Source organism: Dactylosporangium aurantiacum (genome assembly GCF_000716715.1).
Taxonomy (GTDB): domain Bacteria; phylum Actinomycetota; class Actinomycetes; order Mycobacteriales; family Micromonosporaceae; genus Dactylosporangium; species Dactylosporangium aurantiacum.
Genome location: NZ_JNYJ01000141.1, coordinates 1 through 769, shown reverse-complemented (window position 1 = coordinate 769; position 769 = coordinate 1). Strand labels below are relative to the sequence as shown.

Annotated in this window: 2 protein-coding genes; both read right to left on the bottom strand. The window is 71.0% G+C overall.

Translation table 11 applies throughout. From position 1 onward, the window contains the following. Nucleotides 1-212 (bottom strand): hypothetical protein (locus OP18_RS60195; protein WP_211273941.1); only part of this gene is annotated, 212 nt, incomplete at its 3' end. 179 nt (nucleotides 213-391) lie between these two features. Continuing rightward, nucleotides 392-769: acyl-CoA-like ligand-binding transcription factor (locus OP18_RS59015; RefSeq protein WP_033368003.1), on the bottom strand; the 378-nt coding region annotated here is incomplete at its 5' end.

The following is a 769-nucleotide window of genomic DNA, read 5'->3' as shown; positions in this document are numbered from 1 at the left end:
GTCAGCCCTCCGAAGAGGGGCAACACGGCACCGGGCCGCAGCGCCACGCTGGGGAACCGCACGGTGCACGGCCAGGCACCGAACACCAGGGTCGTGAAGGCGCTGACCTGCACGACGACAGCGACAACTGCGGTGGCGGCCCGGCGCAGCCGGCTCGGCGGAGGTCCGGCACGAACCTGCCGGGCCCGCCGGTGCGGCCGCACTCGAGCCATCGCCAGCTGATGATGCCGTCCGCCATGCGTGCAGTATGTGCCCCGCCGTCCGGGGGCGCCGCCGCCCTCGGTGTCAGGATTGCCGCGCACGTCGTTGATATCCGGTGTGGCGGTGCTGGGCTGCGAGCGACCGTGTCCTGGCGTGCCGCCGAGGGTGTGGTGGCTGCTGGCGCACAGACCTACTCGAGCGAGCGGAGGCCGTCTGTCAGCAGCTTGATCGAGCGGTGCAACTGCTGTTGCAGCTCGTGTGTTGTCTCGCCGTGCTCGACGTCGGCCAGGACCGTGCCGACCAGTGCACCGACCACGGCACCCGCGGTGGCGTGGGCGAGGGTGTCGTCCAGTTGGTCCGGGTACGTCCGGCGCAGCCAGCCGGCGATGAGTCGTTGCGCGGCGATCAGCCGTTGCAGTGCCTGGGCCTGGAGCTCGGGTCTGGCGAACATGATGGCGAGCCGCTCGGGGCCGGCGAGGTCGTCCGATGCCGCGAGGATCTGTTCCAGGATGCGGTGCACGGCGGTCAGCGGGTTGTCGGCCTGGACGGTGCCGAACGCTTCGGTCAT